This is a genomic window from Micromonospora sp. NPDC049359 (assembly GCF_044466585.1).
In the GTDB taxonomy this organism is placed as follows: Bacteria; Actinomycetota; Actinomycetes; order Mycobacteriales; family Micromonosporaceae; genus Micromonospora.
Map to the genome: position 1 here is coordinate 50,482 of NZ_JBITMW010000012.1, position 15,258 is coordinate 65,739.

The 15,258-nt window shown below is 71.7% G+C and carries 11 protein-coding genes; 5 read left to right on the forward strand and 6 right to left on the reverse strand.

The genetic code is table 11. The features are described 5' to 3' along the window. Nucleotides 1–11: 11 nt before the first annotated feature. The gene (locus ACIBTX_RS25180) at nt 12–1,400 is read right to left on the reverse strand and encodes a PHB depolymerase family esterase (RefSeq protein ID WP_357169215.1); all 1,389 of its coding nucleotides are present in this window, start codon (nt 1,398–1,400) and stop codon (nt 12–14) included. A gap of 277 nt (nt 1,401–1,677) precedes the next feature. Here ACIBTX_RS25180 and ACIBTX_RS25185 point away from each other — a divergent pair, with 277 nt between their 5' ends. Both ACIBTX_RS25185 and ACIBTX_RS25190 read left to right on the forward strand, forming a co-directional pair. After that, nucleotides 1,678–2,670 carry a PaaX family transcriptional regulator C-terminal domain-containing protein gene (locus tag ACIBTX_RS25185; RefSeq protein WP_357169218.1) on the forward strand — a complete coding sequence of 331 codons (993 nt, stop codon included), beginning with the start codon at nt 1,678–1,680 and terminating at the stop codon, nt 2,668–2,670. 77 nt (nt 2,671–2,747) lie between these two features. Beyond that, a complete protein-coding gene (locus tag ACIBTX_RS25190) occupies nt 2,748–3,566 on the forward strand; it encodes an SAM-dependent methyltransferase (protein WP_357125577.1) in 819 nt (272 codons plus the stop codon). Between the two features lie 34 nt (nt 3,567–3,600). On the opposite strand, the gene ACIBTX_RS25195 is transcribed toward ACIBTX_RS25190, so the two are convergent. Both ACIBTX_RS25195 and ACIBTX_RS25200 read right to left on the reverse strand, forming a co-directional pair. After that, the gene (locus ACIBTX_RS25195; RefSeq protein WP_393220682.1) at nt 3,601–3,972 is read right to left on the reverse strand and encodes an ArsR/SmtB family transcription factor; all 372 of its coding nucleotides are present in this window, start codon (nt 3,970–3,972) and stop codon (nt 3,601–3,603) included. Nucleotides 3,973–4,161: 189 nt separating this feature from the next. Further along, nucleotides 4,162–5,007: an SDR family oxidoreductase gene (locus ACIBTX_RS25200; protein WP_357125580.1), complete on the reverse strand. Its 846-nt coding sequence runs from the start codon at nt 5,005–5,007 to the stop codon at nt 4,162–4,164. Between the two features lie 98 nt (nt 5,008–5,105). Between ACIBTX_RS25200 and ACIBTX_RS25205 the strand changes: the two genes are divergently transcribed. Further along, a complete protein-coding gene (locus ACIBTX_RS25205) occupies nt 5,106–5,573 on the forward strand; it encodes a MarR family transcriptional regulator (RefSeq protein ID WP_357125583.1) in 468 nt (155 codons plus the stop codon). A gap of 47 nt (nt 5,574–5,620) precedes the next feature. Here ACIBTX_RS25205 and ACIBTX_RS25210 read toward each other — a convergent pair whose 3' ends face one another. Both ACIBTX_RS25210 and ACIBTX_RS25215 read right to left on the reverse strand, forming a co-directional pair. Continuing rightward, nucleotides 5,621–7,084, reverse strand: a complete 1,464-nt coding sequence (locus ACIBTX_RS25210) for a PepSY domain-containing protein (RefSeq protein WP_357125586.1) — start codon at nt 7,082–7,084, stop codon at nt 5,621–5,623. Between the two features lie 141 nt (nt 7,085–7,225). Next, a complete protein-coding gene (locus ACIBTX_RS25215; RefSeq protein ID WP_357125589.1) occupies nt 7,226–8,269 on the reverse strand; it encodes a polysaccharide deacetylase family protein in 1,044 nt (347 codons plus the stop codon). Nucleotides 8,270–9,334: 1,065 nt separating this feature from the next. On the opposite strand from ACIBTX_RS25215, the gene ACIBTX_RS25220 reads away from it, so the two are divergent. After that, entirely contained in the window at nt 9,335–11,401 is a 2,067-nt protein-coding gene (locus tag ACIBTX_RS25220) for a PQQ-dependent sugar dehydrogenase (protein ID WP_357125592.1), read from the forward strand. Between the two features lie 176 nt (nt 11,402–11,577). Next, nucleotides 11,578–12,651, forward strand: a complete 1,074-nt coding sequence (locus ACIBTX_RS25225; protein WP_357125595.1) for a glycerophosphodiester phosphodiesterase family protein — start codon at nt 11,578–11,580, stop codon at nt 12,649–12,651. Nucleotides 12,652–12,804: 153 nt separating this feature from the next. On the opposite strand, the gene ACIBTX_RS25230 is transcribed toward ACIBTX_RS25225, so the two are convergent. Beyond that, nucleotides 12,805–15,102: a BTAD domain-containing putative transcriptional regulator gene (locus tag ACIBTX_RS25230; protein ID WP_357394509.1), complete on the reverse strand. Its 2,298-nt coding sequence runs from the start codon at nt 15,100–15,102 to the stop codon at nt 12,805–12,807. Nucleotides 15,103–15,258: the final 156 nt, after the last annotated feature.

The following is a 15,258-nucleotide window of genomic DNA, read 5'->3' on the forward strand; positions in this document are numbered from 1 at the left end:
CTCGCTGTCGGTCAGGCGATCGCGCAGGTCGCGCCGTTGAGGGTGAACGCACCTGGCCGGGCGGTGTTGCCGGTGTGCGTGGCCTGGAAGCCGATGGTTAACGATCCGTTCGGCGGGATGCTGGCGTTGTAGGCGGCGTTGCGGGCTGTCACCTGGCCGGACGTGGGCGAGTAGGTCGCGTTCCAGCCCGAGGTGATGCTCTGCCCGCCGGGCAGGGTGAAGACGAGCGACCAGCCGTTGACGGCGCTGGTTCCGGTGTTGGTGATGGTGATGTTCTCGGTCAGCCCGTTGTTCCAGGCGTTGATCGCGACGCCGACCCGGCACGCGCCCGAACTCGGCGGCGGGGTGGTCGGGTTCGGCGGCGGGGTGGTCGGGTTGGGCGGCGGCGTGGTCGGGTTCGGCGGCGGGGTGGTCGGGTTGGGCGGCGGGGTCGTCGGGTTCGGCGGCGGGGTCGTCGGGTTCGGCGGGGCGGTCAGGCCGAAGAACGCGACGGCGGCGGCGGCCATGCCACCGGCCGGCAGGCTGTGCCCCGCGCCCTGGATGCTGTACGCCTCGACCTGGACGGTCCCGCTGGCGTCGGCGTACCGGCGGCGGTTCCAGTTGGTCTGCGGCGTGTCGGTGGAGGTGGGTGTCTGGCTGAGCCCGAACACGTTGGTCCACTGCTCGATCGTCTCCTGCAGCAGCGAGAACGGAACGAGCGTGTCGCTGGTGCCGTGCCACAACTGCACCCGTGGGCGGGGACCGGTATAGCCGGGATACGCCCCGCGCACCGCGTCACCCCACTGCTGCGGGGTCCGGTTCATGTTCCCGCCGGTGCACTGGCTGCTGCCCGGCGGGTAGTCGGCCGCGTTGGCGAAGCAGTTGTAGGGGACACCCATGAACGCCGCGCCGGCCTTGAAGACGTCAGGGTAGAGGGCCAGCATGTGGTTGGTCATCATGCCGCCGGACGAGCTGCCGGTGGCGTACACCCGGTCGGGGTCGCCCCCGTACTGCTGCTGCGCGTAGCGGATCATCGAGATGATCGACACGGGGTCGCTGCCACCGCCACGGCGCTTGGCGGCGTCCGACCAGGTGTCGAAGCAGTTGCCGAAGCCGGCCTGCTGGGTCGCCGACGGGTAGATCACGATGAACCCGTACCGGTCGGCCTGGGCGGCGAACTCGCTCCCGGAGTAGAAGCCGGGGCCCGACCCGCCGCAGCCGTGCATGGCCACGACGATCGCCGGCCTGGTCGGGCGGGTGTCCGGCACGTAGACGTGCATGCGCATCCGGCCCGGGTTGTCGCCGAACGTGGTCACCTCGGTGAGGGAGGCGGCGTACGCGGGTTGGAGCGCGGGGGCCACCAGGCCGGCCGCCACCAGTGACGTGACCAGGCCGAGCAGCAGTTTCCTTCGGATTTTCACGGGGATGGCTCCTTCGATCACCTGTGCGGGGTGGGTGTGGGGTCGCGCGCTGTGCGGTCACGGGTGCGCCCGACTCCCGTGGTGATCGCGCCTCGCCCACTACGTGTGCTCGCCCTGTGCCCGGCTGCGTACGGCGTCGCGTAGCAGATAGTGTTCCTCGCGGTCGCTGAAGTGTCAATCGATGCACCTCGATCGAATGGCGTTGGTGCCGACGCCGCCGCCCGGGTGGCGGCGTCTACAGTCGGTGCACCGTCCCTGAGTCGAGCCGGGAGCGCCTGTGGCAAACCCCTTCCCGATCGAGGAGATCTATCCCGACGACGGGGACGAGCCGCCGCGACTGCCCCGGCGGCAGGCCGGCAGCTCCCCGCAGGACCTCGCGGTGACCCTGCTGGCCGACTACACGCTGCGGACCCGTGCGCGGGTTCCGTCCGCAGCCCTCGTCGCGCTGCTCGCCGAGTCCGGTGTGAGTACGGCCGGCGCGCGTGCCGCGATCAGCCGGTTGGCCCGGCGCGGTGTGCTGGAGGGCAGCCGGGAGGGTCGACGCAGCTCCTACCGGCTCAGCCGGGCCGCCGCCGCGAACCTGTCCAGCGGCGGGAGTTGGATCCTGGCCGCGACCACCGAGGTGGTCGCGTGGGACGGCTGCTGGACCATCGTCGCCTTCTCCCTGCCCCAGGACCGTGGCGCGCAGCGGCGGGCCCTGCGCGGCCAACTCCGCTGGCTCGGGTACGCGCCCCTGTACGACGGGCTGTGGATCTCGCCGTACGAGCTGAGCCCGCAGGGCAGAGCCCAGATCGCCCGGTTCACCCGGGGCGCCGTCACGGTGTTCCGGGGACGGCAGGCCGACCTTGACGCCATCGCCCAGCGCTCTCCGATCGACGCCTGGGACATCGAGGCGATCGGCCGGCACTACGAGGAGTTCCTTCGGCGGTGGACGCCTCTGGTGCCGCAGGCGCGGTCGGAGCGCGTCGACGGCGCGGCGGCCGTGCGAACGCGTACCGAGGTCATGGACACCTTCCGCCGCTTTCCGACCCTCGACCCGCGGCTGCCCCTGGACCTCCTGCCGGCCGGATGGCTCCGGCGGCCGGCGCGGGAACTCTTCGAGGCCATCTACGACGGCCTCGCCGCGCCCGCCGAGCGGCACGTCCGAGCGGTCGTCGCCCGGTTCGCCGAGGAGGCGCAGTCCGGCATCCGGGCGCACACCGCCGCCGACATCCTCGCCGGGGTACGCGGCGTCGAGCCGGCCGAGGCGGGCGAGGGCTGCGCCTCCTGAGCGCGGCGTCGGCGGGCATTCGCCTCGCCGCCGAGGTGTGTACCTTGTGGAGGATGCGCAGCGATGGGGGAGGCCGGATGACATCGCACGGCGGACACCCGGCGGCCACCGACCGGATCGACACCTCGGTCGCGCACCCGGCGCGCAGGTACAACTACCTGCTGGGCGGCAAGGACAACTTCGCTGCCGACCGGGCGTCCGGTGACGCCCTCGCGGCGGCGATGCCCACCATCCGGCTCGCCGCGATCGAGAATCGGATGTTCCTGCAACGCGCGGTGCGCTTCCTGGCCCAGCGCGGTGTCCGGCAGTTCCTGGACATCGGGACCGGCATCCCGACCGCCGACAACACCCACGAGGTCGCGCAGGCCGTCGACCCGTCGGCCCGTGTCGTCTACGTCGACAACGACCCGATCGTCCTCGCCCACGCCCGCGCGCTGTTGTCCAGCACGCCCGAGGGGCGGACGGCGTACCTCGACGCCGACCTGCGCGCGCCGGCCGGGATCCTCGCCCATCCCGACCTGCGCGCGACGTTGGACCTGGCGCAGCCCGTCGCGTTGATGCTGGTGGCCATCCTGCACTTCGTCCGCGACGACGAGGACCCCAAGGGCATCCTGGATCAGCTCGTCGCCGCGCTGCCGTCCGGCAGCTACGTGGTCGCCTCACACGTCACCTGGGAGCATCTGCCGCCTGCGGTCACCGCCGGGTTGGCCGCCAACAATCGCGACGGCCGCTTCCAGGCGCGCAGCACCGAGCAGTTCGCGGCCCTGTTGGACGGGCTGGAACTCGTCGAGCCGGGCATCGTCTCGGTGGCGCGGTGGCACGCCGACGACGCGCCGCAGCCGCGTCCGTCCGCGCAGGACGTGTCGTTCAACGGCGCGGTCGCCCGCGTCCGCTGACGACCAGCGTCACCGTCGCCGACGAGGCGACCGCTCAGCGGGTCTTTTTGGTCGGCCTCTTGCGGGGCGGGGTCAGCAGGTCGGCTATCGCCGCGATCGCCGAGGGCACGATGCGGTAATAGGCCCAGACCCCACGCTTCTCCCGCTCGATCAGCCCGGCCTCGGTGAGAATCCGCAGGTGATGGCTCACGGTCGGCTGAGAGAGGTTGAGCGGCGCGGTGAGGTCGGTGACCGAGGCCTCGCCCTCCGGGGCGGCCTGGATCAGGCTGAGCAGGCGCAGTCGGGCCGGATCGGCGAACGCCTTCAGCACCCCGGCGAGCCGTTCGGCGTCGGCGCGCTTGATCGGCTCACCGGCGAGGGGCGAGATGGCAGGCATGGCGGTATTGGCAGTTCCCACGACAGTCATCGTTCCACCAATTTGTCGGTTCGAGCGGCTGAACCGGACAAATCGCCGAACCGATGATGTGCTTCGCGCGACACCGACGCGTTGGCCGCCGCTGATGCGCTCTCCGGCACGGCCACCGGAGAGCGCATCGCCCCGCTGCGGCGTCCGGGTCGCGGAGCCGTGCCGGCCGCAGCGCGCCGGCGCGACGGCTCAGGCCGCCGCGAGCCGCTCGCGGTGGTCGTGCGCGAACTCGGCGAAGGTTCGCGGCGGTCGGCCGGTCACCCGGGCGACGTGGTCGTTGGTGAAGTCGCCCCAGCCGCTGCCGTAGGCGACCCGGTACTCGGTGAGGACCTCCGCCGACCACTGGTCCAGACCGGCCGCGAGGAGCCCGTCACGCGTCTGCTCGGGGCTCTGCGGGAGGTACCGGACCGGGCGGTCGATCGTCCGGCTGATGTCCTGCGCCGCCTGGTCCAGGGTGATGCTCTCCGGGCCGGTGGGCGTGTAGATCATGCCCTCGTGCGGCCGCGGCGCGGCGAGGATCGCGGCCCCGACGGCGGCGATGTCCCGCGCGTCCACGAGGCCGACCCGCGCCGCGCCGAAGAGTCCGTAGAGCTGCTCGCCGGCCAGCGACCCAAGCAGGTTCTGCATGAAGTAACTCGGTCGCAGGATCGTCCAGGGGATGCCGGACGCCTGTACCTCGGCGTCGGACAGCGCGTGCAGGCGGCCGTTGCGGGTGGGGGCGTCGTGCGCGGCGCCGATCGCGGAGAGCCGGACGATGTGCTGCACGCCGGCCTGCCGCGCGGCCCAGACCGCGTTCATACTCTGACTGGGCGCGATCGGGCCCATCGGAGTGAGCAGCCACAGGGTGCGTACGCCCTCGAACGCCTGCGTCAGCGTCGAGGGGCGGTCCAGGTCGCCGACGACGTACTCGACGCCGTCGAGCGCGGATGCTCGCGACGGGTCCCGCACGAGCGCCCGTACCTGCTCGCTGCCGGCGAGTTCGCGCAGCACCTCCCGCGAGACCGTGCCGGTCGCTCCGGTGATCAGAATGGTCATGGTCGTCCTCCGGATTCGCGCGGACCCGGACGGGCCCGCTGGTCACCGGTGAGACGTTATAGTCCAAAACTTGTACCGTCCAATGATTGGACCAAAATATGAAGCGCAGCACACGTAAGGAGCAGGATCCCGACCTCGGCATCCTGGCCGTGCAGCTCTCCGGGCGTGTCCAGCGGGAGATCTTCACGCGCGCCGCCGATTACGGCTTCGACGACGTGCGACCCCGCCATGGCGCCGTCCTGGCCTACCTGGATCCGGAGGGGACGCGCCCCGGCGAGCTGGCGCGACTGGCCGGGCGGAACAAGCAGACGATGGGCGCGATCCTCGACGAGCTGGAACGGCTCGGCTACGTGCGACGTACGCCAGACCCGGCCGACCGCCGGGCGAAACTGATCGTGCCGACCGAGCGGGGGCTCCGGCTCATGGAGGCGTCCGACGACTTCGTGGCGGCGATCGAACGGCAACTCTCCGACGCGCTCGGCCCCGACCGGTACGCGGAGTTCCGCACCGCCCTGCGCGGCAGCCTGGCGGCCCTTCCGAACGGCGGCGACGACACCGAAGGCTGAAGGCCCCCGGAGGCCGGGGCCGGCCCGACCCACTCGGGTCCGACGGGTCAGCTCCCGGCCGGCGCCGGGGAGACGGGCATGGCGTCGGGACGCCGACGCCGGGACACCACGCCCGCGACGACGTCGACGACTCCGAAGGCGAGCAGGCTGAGGCCGAACAGGGGTAGGGCCCAACCCACCGCCACGGTCGCCGCCGCGCCGAGCAGCACCGCCCACCAGGGCAGCCGGCGTACGCCTCCACGGGCCGGCGGTGCGCCGACGAGCGCGCGACGGTCGGCGCGGGTCGGCCGGCGCTGCCACCACATGCGGTAACCCCAGACGACGACGCAGAGCAGCCCGAGGGCCAGCGCGGCGAGCAGGATCTGGTTGACCGGGCCGAAGAGGACACCCATGTGGGCCTGGGTGCCGAGGCCGCTCAGTTTCGCCAGGAGAGGCCAGTCGGCGAAGTCGCTGCGGGCGGTGATCATCGCGCTGGTGGGGTCGACGGCGACCCGGTCCTTCGCGACCGGCCAGGTGTTGTCGATCTGCGTGACGGTCCACGCGGTGCCCGCCTCTGCCGGGGTCATCTCGACCGGGCCGGAGAGGTCGGCCGTACGAGCAGCCGTCAGGACCCGGTCGAAGGCCGCCGGGTCGACGACCCCTTCCGCCGGGGCGTCCCCGTGGTGGTGGCCGCCGCCGCTCTCGGCGGGGACGGCGGTGAGGCTGGTGGAGATCTCGGGGGAGCGGGCGTCGAGGGCGTCGAGGCCGGCGCCGAAGTTGGCTCCGGCGTAGCGGGACCAGGTCAGGCCGGTCACCGAGAGGAACAGCAGGCCGACGACCAGCCAGACGCCGGTCGTGGCGTGCCATCCCCGGGTACGGCGGACACCCCTGCCGGTGGACAGGTTCGGCACGAACAGGTGCCGGGCGGCGGACCGGGAGGCGCTGCGTCGTCGCCACCACAGGAGCAGGCCGCCGAGGGCCAGCACCCAGAGCCAACTCGCCGCCAGCTCCGAGTAGTGCCGGCCCACCACGCCGAGGTGCAGGTTGCGGTGCAGGTCGTCCAGCCAGGTGGTGGCCGGCGTGGAGCCGAACCAGGTGGTGAGCTGACCTCGGACCTCGGCGGTGTACGGGTCGACGTAGACGGTGTGCACCTTCTCGCCGAGCTCGGGCAGGGAGAACGCCACCCGGGTGGTCCGGTCGCCGTCCCCGGGCTGGACGGTGGCGATGGTGCCGGTGGGGTGCGCGGCGCGGGCGGCGGCGATCTGGTCGGCGAGGGGGAGTGGACGGTCACCCCGCGCGGCCACGGTCAACTGGTCGCCGTAGAGCGCGCCGTCCAGTTGCGGCGCGACCGTGTAGGCGAGCCCGGTCAGCGCGGCGACCACGAGGAACGGCGCGACGAGGATGCCGGCGTAGAAGTGCAGCCGGACCAGCAGCGCACCGAACGGCGAGGTGCGCCGGGTCGGCTGGGTCGGGGGTTCCGCCGGGATGGACTCCTCCGGCGTCGGCGTGCCGGACAGCTCGGTCAGTGACATGTCTGGTAGTCGCGACATCGGCCGGTGTGGTTCCCGCCACTTCCGGATCGGACCGGGGTCGCGGCGGCGGCGTGGGCCGCGGTCAGGGGACGTGTCCCGCGTGGCGCTGCCGTGGCCGCCACGCGGGACGCGTCCGGGGTGTCAGCCGGCGCTACAGGAGCGGATCTGTGGTCGGGCGCTGCTGTTGCCGTTGAACATCGTGGTGAAGCCGAAGGTGTTGCCGCTGCCGTTGGACCGCACGGTCATCACCGTGCCGCTGCTGTCCCAGCTGGCGTTGCCGTTCCAGACGGTGGAGACGCGCTGCGGCGAGGTGAGGGCGATGACCACGGTCCAGGTGTTGCTGCCGCTGACCGTCACCGAGGTGTTGTACCGGTCGCCCCACACGTTGGGGGTCGACGCGGTGGCGGTGCAGGATCCGCCGCTGGGCGGTGGGGTCGTCGCGCTGGGGGGCGGCGTGGTGCCGCTCGGCGGCGGGGTGGCCCCGTCGGGCGCGACCGCCCGGCCGGTGGACGGCGAGATCATGCCCGGGCAGAGGTTGCGGCTGGTCAGGTTGGCCATGATCTGCCCGATGGCGTCCCGGGTGTTCTGGATGCCGTCGTGCATGAGGATGACCTGACCAGCCTGGAGGCGGCTGGCGTTCGACACGATCTGGCTGACGCTGGCGCCGTTCCAGTCCTGGGAGTCGACGTCCCAGATCACCTGCCGCATCCCGAGCGAGGAGGCGACCGACTGAAGGGTGGAGTTGGTCTCCCCGTACGGAGGCCGGAACAACTGGGGTCGGACGCCGGTCGCCGACTGGATGGCCGAACTCGTCTGGGACAGGTCGGACTGCATCTGGGACTGACTCATCGACGTCATGTGGGCGTGGTTCCAGCTGTGGTTACCGACCCACATGCCGGCGGACACCTGCGCCTGCGCCGCCGACCGGTTGTTCTGCACGTTCTGCCCGACGTTGAACATGGTGGCCCGTACGCCGTTGGCCCGCAGCACGTTCAGCAGAGCGCTGGTGCTGCCGGTCGGGCCGTCATCGAAGGTGAGGCCGACGTAGCCGTTGCAGGTGGCGGCGTTCGACGGGGTGGCGGTGGCCGCGACGACGGCGCACGCCGCGGCGGCGGTGACGAGGATGGACAGCGCCGCCCGTAGTGGCCTGGACCGTACGAGCGTGCCAGCGGAGACAGTGCTCATCTGTGCCCCTTCTACCGGCCCGGTCCCGTCCCGGTGTGGAAGGAGAGCACGGTCCGGACGTGGTTGGTGGTGGGTGGGAGATCGACGGCTACCCCACGGACACCGGGTGCATCGATCACGGTGGATCGGAGTATCGCAGCGCAAATTCGAGGCCGTCAATAAGTTCCGGAAGTCCTCCGATAGCGCCGCAGGGCCGTCGCAGCGCGGTCATCCTGGTGCCGAGCAGTGGCGATCCACCTGCGGCGATGCGCGGACCGCAGGCGCGTCGGCTGCCGAAGGCCGAGCGTCGATCACGGTGATCCGGAAATTCATCGGAACTATCGGCGTCAATCAGATCGCCTGACGAGGTTCTGCAACGTCGGTTGTGAGTTCAATCTCCTGGCCAGTGTCAGGGCCAGCGAAGACGGCTATTGGTTGGCACCCGCGTGCCGTCTGACCTTTCGCAAACTTTCCGAGAAACGTTGACATCGCAGTTCCGCCGTACCAATACTTTCGCCACCGACGGACCTCGATGAGCGTCGATCAAGGTCGTCCACGGCGACCCGAGCGCCGGCCGCTGTTGGCGGGGCGGGCCGGCCGACGCCATCGCGGCGCACGACGTCGGTACGCGCAGGGATCCATCCGCCGGGAGGCCCGCCCGGTCGGGTGGAGACTGCGCTGCGGGGCCGCCCGGAGCGGCGGACCGGGCGGTCCGGCTCGGCGCCGACAGGCGCTGGTGGCGCGGCGGTTGCTGGGCCGCCGCGCCACGCCGCGCCGCCATGCCGGCCCACCACACCACGCCGCCGCGAGCGGGCCCCGCCACACCACGCCGCCGCGAGCAGGCCCCACCACGCCGCACCCCGCGCAGGCCCCGCCACGCCGTGTCGCTGCACCATTACGCCGCATGAAGGCCGATCCGTGGAGAGCCGGCTTTGTTGACGCGGTTTGTCCTCGATCGAACGAGATCGTTGACATGTGTCGGGAATCCATCTTTGATGGTCGATGTTGCCTTCTCGTCGGTCTGGTCGGGCGCTGGGTCGCCCGGCGTCGGGTCGGGCCGGTCGATGCCCCGACCTTGGAGGACGGATGAGCATTTTCGCGCGGCTCAGACCACGACGGCTCCTGCCGCCGGTGACCGTGGCGGTGCTGGTGGCCGTGACGCTCGGCGTGCCGGCGTCGGCGGCCGGTCCGTCGACGATCGTCGGCGCGGCGTCCGGCCGATGCCTGGACGTGGTGGGCGGCGGCCGGACCGCCGGCACCGGGATCAATATCTATGACTGCGGCGGACAGGCCAACCAGGCGTGGACCCTCACCGCGGCCGGCGAGTTGCGGGTCTACGACGCGACGATGTGCCTGGACGTCGTCGGGCAGGACACCACCGCGCCGGCCGCCGTGCAGATCTACGGCTGCACCGGCGGGGCGAACCAGCGCTGGCAGATCAACACCAACGGGACCATCGTCGGCGTCCAGTCGGGACTCTGCCTGGACGTGACGGGTGGCGGCACCGCCAACAGCACGACGGTCGGTCTCTGGACCTGTAACGGGCAGGCCAACCAGCGCTGGACGTCGTCGTTCGGCAGCGCCGACAGCCAGCCACCCACGCCGCCCGGCAACGCCCGGGTCAGCGGTCTGACCTGCAACTCGGTGACGTTCGCCTGGAACGCCTCGACGGACAACGTGGCGGTGGCGTACTACGACATCTACCACGACGGCCAGCTGATGACGTCGGTGAGCGCAAGCACCCTGTCCGCCAACCTCACCGTCGTGCCCGGCGCGACCTGGGGCCTCTACGTCAACGCGCGGGACGCCGCCGGCAACGTGTCGCAGGCCAGCTCCACCGTGACGATCACCCCGCCGCAGTGCCAGGCCGACACGGTGCCGCCGAGCACGCCGACGCAGCTCACGGGCAGCGCCTCGGGCACCACCGTCACCCTGCGCTGGACCGCGTCCAGCGACAACGTCGGGGTCCGGGCGTACGACATCTACCGCGGTGGCGTGAAGATCGGCGCCGTGACCGGCGCTCCGCCGGTGACCACCTTCACCGACAGCGGCCTGGCGGCGAACACCACCTACCAGTACCAGGTGGCGGCCCGCGACGGGCAGGACAACGCCTCCTCGCGCAGCGCCTCCGTCGCGGTGAGCACCGGTGCCACCTGCGCCAACCCGGTGTGCACGGTGCGCCAGGTCACGACCGACACCGACGTTCCGTGGGGGCTGGTGACGCTGCCGGACGGGACCGTCCTGTACAACCGCCGCGACGCGCACGACATCATCCAGCTCGACCCGGCCACGGGGGCGAAGACCACCGTCGGCACCGTGCCGAACGTGCAGAGCACCGACGGCGAGGGTGGACTGATGGGCCTCGCGATCTCGTCGAGCTTCGCCAGCGACCGGTGGCTCTACATCATGCACACCTCGCCGAGCGACAACCGGATCGTGCGGATCAAGCTGGAGAACGGCAGGCTCACCACCTCCGGCGAACAGGTCCTGCTGAGCGGGATCCGGCGTAACAAGTACCACAACGGCGGCCGGCTGCGGTTCGGCCCGGACGGCAAGCTCTACGCGAGCACCGGCGACGCGCAGAACGGCGCGTACGCCCAGGATCGTGCCGCTCTGGAGGGCAAGATCCTTCGCCTCAACCCGGACGGCAGCGTCCCGAGTGACAATCCGTTCGGCAACCACGTGTGGAGCTACGGGCACCGCAATCCGCAGGGGCTCGCGTTCGACTCGCAGGGCCGCCTGTGGGAGCAGGAGTTCGGTAACTCGATCATGGACGAGACGAACCTGATCACCAAGGGTGGGAACTACGGCTGGCCGGCCTGCGAGGGCACCAGCGGCACCTGCGGCACCGCCGGTTACCTCGCGCCGGCGCGCACCTACCCGACCGCCGAGGGCTCCTGCTCCGGCATCACGATCGTGCGCGACGCCCTCTACGTCGCCTGCGCTCGTGGCGCGCGGATGTACCGCGCCGTGATCAGCGGCAGCAGCCTGACGAATGTGCAGACGTACTTCAGCGGCACCTACGGTCGGCTGCGCACGGTGGAGCCGGCCCCGGGCGGGGGTCTGTGGCTGACCACCACCAACACCGGTGACAAGGACAGCACCCCGAACAACAGCAACGAGCGCGTCCTGCACGTCACCCTCGGCGGTTAGCCGTGGGGCGTTCGCCGACGGTCACCGCATCGACAGGGCGGCCGTCGGCGAACGGCAGGTGCTTCTGAGGTTCGGCGAGCGTTCACGTTCCGCACGCGGCGAGGTCATCGGGGCCGACCGTCTCCCACCTAGCGTGGCCAGCGCATCTGCACCTGAAGAGCTGAGGTTCTCGTACCATGTCCCTGCGTCACATTCTGGCGGGCCTCGTCGTCCTGCCCGCGCTCGCCGTTCCGGTGGCCGCGCACGCGTCGACCGTCGACAGTGCCAACGCGCTGCTCCCGCAGAAGACTCACTTCGACCTCCAGGCGCACCGCGGTGGCATCGGCATGACCACCGAGGAGTCGCTGGAGGGCTTCGCCAAGGCCCTGCGCCTCGGTGTCACCACCCTGGAGATGGACACCCAGATCACCAAGGACCAGAAGGTCGTGGTCAACCACGACCGCCAGGTCAGCGCGCAGAAGTGCGCCGACACCGCGCCGGTCACGGCCGGCGACCCGATGTACCCGTACGTCGGCAAGTACCTCAAGGACCTCACCCTCGCCCAGGTCAAGACCATGGACTGCGGCTACCAGCAGCTCCCGGGCTTTCCCGAGCAGGAGCAGGTCAAGGGCTTCCGGATGGTCGAGTTGAGGGACGTCCTCGACCTCGTCAAGAGCTACCGGGCGAAGCAGGTCACCCTCAACATCGAGACGAAGGTCGAGGCGGGAGCACCCGAGCAGACCGCGCCCCGAGAGCTGTTCGTCCGGCGCGTCTTCGAGGAGATCCACGCCTCCGGCCTCGAGAAGCAGGTCACCATCCAGTCGTTCGACTGGGGCGCGTTGAAGGAAATGCACCGGCTCGCGCCGAAGTGGCCGCTGGTGGCCCTGACGAACTACGACTTCCTCCAGGTCGGCAAGCCCGGCGCGTCCCCCTGGCTCGGTGGGATCGACGCCGACGACTACGACGGTGACTTCGTCAAGGCGGCCGCCGCCATCCCCGGCGTCACCGCCCTGTCGCCGAACTACGGTTTCCCGCAGAACGGCACCATCGCCGACCCGAACTTCCGCTTCTACCCCGACGCCACCATGATCGCGGAGGCGCACGCCCGTGGCCTGAAGGTCATCCCGTGGACCTGCGACGACCCGGCCACCGTGTCCGCGCTGATGGACATGGGTGTCGACGGGATCATCACCAACTATCCCAACCGGGTGCGGGCGATCATGGCCGAGCGCGGCATGCGCCTGCCCAAGAGCTACCAGCCCCGCCACTGATCGGGTCTGCCCCGATCCGCGAACCGCCACCGGGTCGGGGCATCCCACTCTGTGACAGGTGACATCACGGAGAAGGGACCCCCATACGTGTCATCGCCGGAACCCGCCTGGACCTGCTCGCGGTGAGCCCGCAGGGTCACCCACGAGCGCCGGTCAGGCTGGATGCTCGATGAGCCTCCTCGACGTCCGCTGCGCCGGGACACCGGCCGGACGGCCCGCGTCCACCTCTGCCGTCCACGGGGGCTGCGCGTCGGGAGTCCGCCACCGGGCGACCCGCGCCTCCGGCGCAGCCGCCGAGTCCGCGTGCTGCCCGGTGTCGGCGCCCGTCCCCGGGCAGCCCGCCGGGGCGATGCCCAGCTCCCGCATCCGCTCGACGTACGTGCGGTAGCGGCGTTGCGCCTCGCCGTGCCGCCCGGCCGAGCGCAGCACCTGCACCAACTCCAGGTGGGCGTCCTCGTCGTACGGGTCGCGGTGCACCAGCCGCATCAGGTAGACGAGCTTCTGGTCGGTGTCCGGGGTGTGCTGGGCCAGGGCCCGCAGCACACTGGTGTGGGCGGCCTGCGCCTCCTCCCGCAGCGGCTGGGCCCAGTCCTCGTACGGGTCGTCGGAGAGGAAGTCCCCGCCGTACAACTCGTCGGCGCGCATCAGCGCGCGGGACGTGTCGGGGTGCCCGGCCCGTAGGGCGGCCTGTGCCTCCTCGGCCGCGGTGAGGAACGTCTCGACGTCCACGTCGATCACGTCGAGGTCGATCGCCACCGAACCCCGGTCGGCCAGGACCGCCCCCCGACCGCTGGTGCGATGACCGGTGCTGAGCACCCGACGCAGCGTGGACAGCAGCACCGACAGTCGGTTCGCGGTGCGCGACGGTGACTCGTCCGGCCAGAGCAGCTCCATCAGCCGGGCCCGGGGCACGGCGCGGCCCCGGTGCGCGACGAGGATCTTCAGCAGGTCCCGGGCCTTCTTGGACTGCCACTCGCCGTACGGGACGACGGCGCCGGCCCGGAACACCCGGAAGTCGCCGAGGGTGTGGATGACCACCGCCGGTACGCGCAGTGTGATCGCGCTGAGCCCGTCGGCGACGCCCGGGTCGAGGCGTACCCCGCAGCGGCGCAGTTTCTGTTCGGCGCCCTCGGCGCCGCGACGGGCCTGCCGACCCTGCAGGCGTGCGGCGATCAGCCGGACGGTGGCCTCCTCGGCCGGGTCGCCCAGCTCTCGGCAGAGCGCCGCCGCGTCGTCGAGCAGCCCGGCGGACGCGCGTGGGTCGTCCGCCGCGAGCACGGTGAGCTGAAGCGCCTCGATGAGGGTGGCGCGTCGCCGCCCGACGGTGGCCCCGGTACGGGCTTCGGCGGCGTCGAAGTGGGCGGCGGCGGTGTCGCCCCGCAGCAGCGCCACCCAGCCGCGCGCCAGCAGGGCGTACGGCCGTTCGAGCTCCCGGGCCAGGGTGACCGCCCGGTCGGCGAGGTCCTGCGCGGCGGCCAGGTCGTCGGCGGCGCGGATCCGCGCCAGCTCGGCGAGCACCCAGGCCGGCGAGGTGGGGCGTGACGGAGACGTGGCCATGGCGCTCAGGGCGCCCTCCAACGCCTGCCGGGCCTGGCGTGGCTCGCGCCGTCGGCGGTGCACCATGCCGAGGGCGGCCAGCGAGAACGCCTCGTCGGCGGTGACGCCCGCCAGCTCCCGCAGGCGAAGCCCGGCGGCGCCGTCGGCGAGCGCCTCCTCCAACCGTCCGAGCTGGCACTTCGCCACGGCGGCCAGGGTCAGCGCGTACGGCTCGTAGCCGGAGTCACCCGCCACCTCGGTCAGTCGTACGGCGGCCTCGGCCTGCCGCAGCGCGTCGGCGGCGTCGCCGGCCCGCAGCAGGTGGCCGGCCAGGTCCAGGTGGACCATCAGCCGGAACAGGTTGGCGTCGGCGCGGCGCAGCCCGTCGGTCGCCTCCGCCCGCCCGAGGGTCGCCGTCGGGTCGCCGGTGGCGGCGGCGAGCAGCACGACCACCCGGGCGTACGCCTGGTGGGCGGTCGGTACGCCGCACGCGTGGGCGGCGCGGGCCGCCTCCTCGACGTCGGCGCTGGCCCGCTCGATGTCGTCGTCGAGCAGGTGGTGCACCGCGGCGTGGCAGTACATCTGCACGGCGTGCGGCCCGGTCGCGCCGATCGGCGCGGTCGCCAGGAGGGCTGTCGCCAGGTGTGGTTCCCCGGCGAGGTGGTGCCGCAGCGCCGTGCGCCAGATCTGGGCGACCGGGACGTCGGCGTCTTCAGGGCGTACGGCGAGCAGGTCGGTCTGGGTGGCGAGCCACAGGTGCGCCGCCCTGCGGTCACCGGCGGCGGCGAGGTGGCGCAGCGTCCGCCCCGGATCACCACTCGTGGGTTGTCGTTCTGCTGTCGATGCGTCGCCTCCACCTTCGCTGCGAGCCGGCGGCGACGCGCGCCAGGCATGGTTGACAAGGTCTCCGGACATGCACCGCTCCTGTGTTCTCTCGTGGAGGCTCAGGCGAGCGAAGAGACAACCGGGCCCTGCGAGTCGTCACCCGGCGTGGCTTCCCCCCGGCACGATCATTGCCTTCATCGAGCGGCATCGCCATAACCAAAAGAGTCGGTGTACTTACTGACTGCA